The organism is Novipirellula sp. (genome assembly GCF_041583735.1).
Classification (GTDB): Bacteria; Planctomycetota; Planctomycetia; order Pirellulales; family Pirellulaceae; genus Novipirellula.
Genome location: NZ_JBFHFD010000542.1, coordinates 1 through 5,957, shown reverse-complemented (window position 1 = coordinate 5,957; position 5,957 = coordinate 1). Strand labels below are relative to the sequence as shown.

At 55.8% G+C, this 5,957-nt stretch carries 6 protein-coding genes; 4 read left to right on the top strand and 2 right to left on the bottom strand.

The window, feature by feature from the left end; genetic code table 11:
* Positions 1–236: 236 nt before the first annotated feature.
* Together ABX962_RS27820 and ABX962_RS27815 are read left to right on the top strand one after the other, a co-directional pair.
* Positions 237–968, top strand: a complete 732-nt coding sequence (locus ABX962_RS27820; RefSeq protein ID WP_372724336.1) for an ABC transporter permease — start codon at positions 237–239, stop codon at positions 966–968.
* A gap of 43 nt (positions 969–1,011) precedes the next feature.
* Positions 1,012–2,322, top strand: a complete 1,311-nt coding sequence (locus ABX962_RS27815; RefSeq protein WP_372724334.1) for a PQQ-binding-like beta-propeller repeat protein — start codon at positions 1,012–1,014, stop codon at positions 2,320–2,322.
* Positions 2,323–2,451: 129 nt separating this feature from the next.
* Here ABX962_RS27815 and ABX962_RS27810 read toward each other — a convergent pair whose 3' ends face one another.
* On the bottom strand, positions 2,452–2,898 hold the full coding sequence (locus ABX962_RS27810) for an RbsD/FucU family protein (protein WP_372724332.1): 447 nt from the start codon (positions 2,896–2,898) through the stop codon (positions 2,452–2,454).
* Positions 2,899–3,024: 126 nt separating this feature from the next.
* Here ABX962_RS27810 and ABX962_RS27805 point away from each other — a divergent pair, with 126 nt between their 5' ends.
* Positions 3,025–4,239 (top strand): site-2 protease family protein, encoded by a 1,215-nt coding sequence (locus tag ABX962_RS27805; RefSeq protein WP_372724330.1) that lies wholly within the window; start codon positions 3,025–3,027, stop codon positions 4,237–4,239.
* Between the two features lie 142 nt (positions 4,240–4,381).
* Here the strand turns inward: ABX962_RS27805 and ABX962_RS27800 are convergent, their stop codons facing one another.
* On the bottom strand, positions 4,382–5,215 hold the full coding sequence (locus ABX962_RS27800) for a class I SAM-dependent methyltransferase (RefSeq protein ID WP_372724328.1): 834 nt from the start codon (positions 5,213–5,215) through the stop codon (positions 4,382–4,384).
* A 188-nt stretch (positions 5,216–5,403) separates the two neighbouring features.
* On the opposite strand from ABX962_RS27800, the gene ABX962_RS27795 reads away from it, so the two are divergent.
* Positions 5,404–5,957 (top strand): type I glyceraldehyde-3-phosphate dehydrogenase (locus ABX962_RS27795; protein ID WP_372724326.1); only part of this gene is annotated, 554 nt, incomplete at its 3' end.

The window sequence follows — 5,957 nt, the reverse complement described above, 5'->3', positions numbered from 1 at the left end:
TCCGTGCAACCTCCGTGCGATGAAAATCTAATTCGCAGAATCATTCGCACACGCACGAGAAAGGGCAAGAAAAAGTTTTGGGGTATAAAAAGGCTGGAAGCCTATCTCACATCCCCAAGCGCTTGGCGAATTTCGCTACGAGATGATGCCGCTGCCATCGTCAAGGCTCTGAAAATGGATACGATGGGCAAAATGTTTTTCGCTGCTGTCGCTTACTTGTAACCATTGCCTGATCCATGACCGACGTCATTCCACTGCATCGATTGGCGTTTGCGTTATTGCCAGTCGTGCTGGTCCTTGCCCTGATGATCCGCTGGTCGCTCGGGTTTCGAGCGGCCTTGATCGGGGTGATCCGCATGCTGCTGCAATTATCGCTGGTCGGTTATCTGCTGGGATTCATTTTCAGCACGGACACATCGCTGGTAGTGATCGGGGTGTTTACAGCAATGCTGGTTGCGGCCAGCTGGATCTCGCTGCGATCCATCCCACGCGACCGCGCGAGAAACTTTCAGTTCGCCTTTCTGGCAATTCTGCTCGGCGCGGGATCGACGTTCTTGGTGATGACCCAGATTGTGCTGGGGCTGGACCCTTGGTTTGCCCCGCGCGTGTTCATTCCGCTGGCGGGCATGACGCTTTCCAGCAGTATGAATTCGGTCAGCTTGGCGGCCGAACGCTATTATGCAGAGTTCGAGCGAGGGTCATCCGATACCCAAGCTCGCGAGGTCGCGTTAAAAGCGGCGTTCATTCCGATCACCAACTCGCTGTACGCGGTCGGGATTGTCTCGATTCCCGGAATGATGACGGGCCAGGTCTTGGCCGGAGTATCGCCGCTGATCGCGGCGCGTTATCAAATCATGGTGATGTGCATGATCTTTGGTTCGGCTGGATTGTCCGCAGCTCTATTCCTTTGGTTGATCGGTCGCTCGGGAAACGATTCTCAGCGAAGCGAAGAAAGCAAAATCGCCTGAGCGTTTGGCGATTCACGTCTCCTCACCCTTTTTAGGAAATCCCATGCGTCCGTATACAATTTCGAGCATCGTGCTGTTGTCGGCCGTCTGCGTGACGACCTTGGCGGTGGGCGAAGATTGGCCTCAGTGGCGTGGCACTCACCGAGACGCGGTGCTCCGCGAAACGGGACTGATCAAAGAATTACCCGCCGGGAAGTTGCAACACAAATGGTCGGCCCCAATCGGTGCCGGTTACAGTGGTCCGACGGTCGCCGATGGACGTGTTTACGTGACCGACCATGGCGCCGGCAACGAAGAGAAGGAAGTCGAACGCGTGCTGTGTTTCGATGCCAACACGGGCCAAGAGCTTTGGAAGCACAGCTACGATGTCAACTACACGATCAGTTATCGTGCTGGGCCGCGGGCCAGCGTGACGATCGACGACGGCAAGGCCTACTCGGTCGGCGCGATGGGCAACTTTTTTTGCTTTGACGCCGCCACGGGCGAGATCCTTTGGAAACGTGATCTGGCAGCCGACTACAACGCTCGTATGCCGATTTGGGGCATCACCACGGCGCCACTGGTTTACGAAGATACCGTGATCCAAATCGCCGCTGGTGAAAAAGATGCCTGTGTCGTTGCCATGGATCGCACCACGGGCAAAGAAGTTTGGCACGCGCTGGATGAACGTGCCGGATACAGTTCCCCGATCTTGATCAAGCAGGGCGACCAAGATGTCCTGGTGTGCTGGACCGGCGAGTCGGTGAGCGGATTGAATCCTAAAAATGGCGACGTGTTTTGGAGCATCCCGATGCTACCGCGAAACATGCCGATCGGAGTGCCAACGCCGGTGGTTCAGGACGACAAGCTATTTGTTTCGTCGTTCTATGACGGCTCGATGCTGATTCGCTTGGACCGCGACAAACCGGCCGCCGAAAAGCTTTGGCACCGTGTGGGCGTCGACGAAAAGAATACCGACGCACTGCACTGCATGATCAGCAACCCGTTTATCAAAGGCGACTACATCTACGGCGTCGACAGCTATGGTGAGATGCGTTGCTTAGACTTGGCCACCGGCGACCGAGTTTGGGAAGACCAGAACGCGGTCAACCGTGCTCGCTGGGCCACGGTCCATACGATCCGCCATGGCGAATCGGAGATCATGCTCAACGAGCAAGGCGAATTGATCTTTGCAACGGTCGCACCGGATGGTTACCACGAACACTCGCGAACGAAACTGATTTCGCCGACACGCGAGCAACTCAATCGACGCGACGGCGTGGTCTGGTCCGCCCCGGCGATCGCCAACGGTTTCATCTATGCCCGCAACGACAAGGAACTCGTCTGTGCATCGCTGTTGCCGGATCGTCGTTAATCGCTCCCGCGATCAAAAGATTGTCGTTGACCGCTCCGCGGTCATTACGTTGTGATGGAATGAGACGGTCGAAACGCTATGATCGCGGAGCGATCAGCGACAATGTGCAGAAGCGATCAGCGACGATGGCTAATCCATCCGCACGCCGACGGTCAACAAGATGTTGGCGTAGCGTTGTTGGTCGGCGGTTTGAATCGTCAGCACGTGATCATTGGTGGAAACAGCTTCGTAGAACGCCCATTTGTCAACGGGCTGGATTTCCAGATCGAGCCCCTCGTTTTTGATTGTTTTGCGGTAATCTTCCCATACGGGTGGGTCGCCATCCAAGGCGTACGGACCGCTTGTTTCGGTCTGCATCGTCTGAATTGCTTCGACCGGGATCGCCGACAGCAGGGCTTCGAGCACTTGGTCACAAGTGGGCACCCCCGGCATCAGATTCAGACTGACCAATTCCGCGCGTGGCCCTCGTTTGCTGGCAGCCGGATAATTGCCATCGGCGATCAAAATCGAGCTGTGATGTCCCGCCGCAGCAATAATCGCGGTGATTTGCGGATGGATGAGTTTGTGTCGAAGCATAGATCTACACGCTCTTAACGAGGTTCAAGACGGGGGTAGGGATGAAATCAACTTATTTCGCTACGATACCTGGTAGCGAGTGATGACAATTATGCCAGAAACCAGATTCGTTGTAACGGAGCCAATGTGTTAGAGCGCCGATTAAAGCTAGGCCGATTCCTCGGCATTGGGGTCTACGTGCATTGGACGTTTGGGTTGCTGATGGCCTACGTTGCCTACGAAACCCAATCGCAGGGACTGGTGGGCATTGCGTTTGGCATGGCACAGCTATTTGCTGTCTTTTTCTGCGTGACGCTACACGAGTACGGGCACGCCTTGGCGGCTCGCAAATTCGGTATTCCCACGATCGATATCACGTTGCTGCCGATTGGCGGGGTGGCTCGACTGCAGCGGATGCCCCGCATTGCTTGGCAAGAATTGGTGGTGGCAGTCGCCGGTCCAGCCGTCAATGTCGTGATCGCCTCGCTACTATTGCTGGGGTTTTACCTGTTTGGCGGCGCTGAAATCCTGGTCGAGATCTTTCATGCGTTTGTGGGTCCGGTGGAAACCGTGGCGACCGCGCAGGCGGGTGGGGAATTGGCCAATGGAGAATTGGCCGAGGTGGAAATGTCTGCTGCCCCGTCGTTTCTAGCGTTCTGCGTGATCTTGTTAGCAGTGAACATCATGCTCGTGGTGTTTAACATGATTCCGGCCTTTCCGATGGACGGCGGTCGTGTGCTGCGAAGTTTACTAGCGATGGTGACTCACTACCGCCGAGCCACCTTTTTGGCGTCACGCATTGGGATCGCATGCGCGATGCTGATGGCGATGGCGGGGATTTATGCTCAAGCGCCCGGCCCGGTCTTGGTGGCGATGTTTATCGCCTACGCAGGCATCTCCGAAGCTCGCCAAGTCGAGATGATGGAATCGGTGCGTGGTTTGAGCGTTTCAAACGTCATGACCCATTGCCACAATTCGATCCCGATGGACGCGACGCTTGATGAAGCCGCCCATCGCTGGCAATCGATCGACACGACAAGTTTGCCAGTCACAGCTCAAGGCGACATCGTGATTGGCATGCTACGACTGAAAGACTTATTGACAGCGATTGAATCCGAGAAGCACTTGATCGCGACAGTCGGCGAGATTGCCGATCACAACGCGCCGTTTGCACGCGAATACGAATCGCTCGAAAACGCAATCCTTCGCAGCGGAGGACAATACAGGCAAATTCCCGTCGTCAATTCCGATGGCGGTCTTGTCGGCTGTCTCGATATGGACTCGATGATGACACGTGGCTCACTACGCAAACATCTGGCTAGTCGCGCGCCGGTGGTCGACCGGTTTGATGCGGTAACGTAGGAAACAAAGGGTAGCTACGTTCGCCAGAACGTGGCCCACCACGAACGCGACGTCGGCTCCATCAAGAATTTAATCGCTCTAGAGCGGCGCAACGCACGCCGGCTGGTTGCGCGGCGTTAGCCGAGGCCTTACGGCCGACGGCTCATGTGTTGGAACCGCGATTTTCAGCGACGACGATAAACCCGCCGACGGGACTGCGGGATCCGGTGACCATCGAGGCTCCGTCGATCGAGAGCGAATGAAACTGGGCGACGTCCCACTGCGTGGCTTGCAAATCCGACATCAGTTCGCGTTTCGAAAATCGATGCATAAACATCTTTTCGAGTCCGCGGTACTGGTAAACGCTGTCACCAAACTCGTGATCGGATTGCCATCGCGATTTGACCCACGACCGAACCAGTGATCGCCACCCGCCGGGCTCTCGCAGTGCGGACCAGCGATTGTGCACATGCAGCACCAAGCGACCTTGAGGTCGGACGATGCGAGCGACATGGCGAAGCATCTGCTGGCGGTTCCTGCGTCCTTGGATCATCCCCAGCGTGCTAAACAGACAAACCGCGTGATCGATCGATTGGTCGGCAAAACAGTCCAATTGAACCAAGTTGGCGCGAATTGCGTGAATCTGTCGCTGCAATGCTAGCTGCGAGGCCTTTGTCATCATCACTTCGAGCATCCGCTGGCTCAGATCGACCCCAACGACTTGGTAGCCTCGATTGGCTAATTCCATTGCCACCCGCCCGCTTCCGCAGCCTAAATCGACAATCGAAGTCAGGCTTAGCGAGGAATCATCCGATAAAGTGCCAGGAAAGACTTCTTTCAAAATCGACTGGTCCAGGGCACAAAGCGGAGTATCCGCCACAAACGCATCGTAATGGTCCGCAATCGTCCGCTCGTTCACGTAACTCCATGTTCCCGCAGAAACGCCAATCGGGCGACGCCAGTCGGGCGGGCGGGTGGTTTTCGGGGGCTGGTTCAAAGGGCTACCGGGTTCCTATAATTCGCGGCGTGATCGTGATTGAAAGTGGCTTGTGTTTTGCCACTGGACCACGAAATGTTTCGAGCAACCATTGCTCGAGTGACAATCAGCTTACCGTATCAGACGGTTTATTCGACGCCAGCCAGTGATCCTGGTTCGGCTCCATCAACTTGAGGAGAAATAGGACAGTGGCAATACGAGTTGGAATTAACGGCTTCGGCCGAATCGGACGTATGGTTTTTCGTGCCTCGGTGACTCGCGATGATATCGAAGTCGTCGGCATCAACGACCTTCTCGATGTTGATTACTTGGCATACATGCTGAAGTACGACTCGGTCCACGGCCCGTTCGAAGGCGAAGTCTCGACCGAAAACGGAATGCTTGTCGTCAACGGCAAGAAGATCCGCATCACCGCGGAAACCAATCCTGCGAACCTAAAGTGGGGCGAAGTCAACGCCGACGTGGTTGTGGAATCGACCGGTATCTTCTTGACCTCCGAGTCGGCCAAAGGCCACATCGAAGCTGGTGCAAAGAAGGTTGTCATGTCGGCTCCGTCCAAAGACGACACCAAGATGTTCGTCATGGGCGTCAACGACGACAGCTACGACGGCGAACAATTCGTCTCCAACGCTTCGTGCACCACCAACTGCTTGGCTCCGATCGCCAAGGTGCTCAACGACAGCTTCGGCATCAAGCGTGGTTTGATGACCACCGTTCACGCTGCAACCGCAACCCAAAAAAC

Coding starts and splice junctions, on each gene's coding strand:
- ABX962_RS27810 (WP_372724332.1), bottom strand. CDS start 2,898: ATGCTTCGACACAAACTCATCCATCCGCAAATCACCGCGATTATTGCT.
- ABX962_RS27815 (WP_372724334.1), top strand. CDS start 1,012: ATGCGTCCGTATACAATTTCGAGCATCGTGCTGTTGTCGGCCGTCTGC.
- ABX962_RS27820 (WP_372724336.1), top strand. CDS start 237: ATGACCGACGTCATTCCACTGCATCGATTGGCGTTTGCGTTATTGCCA.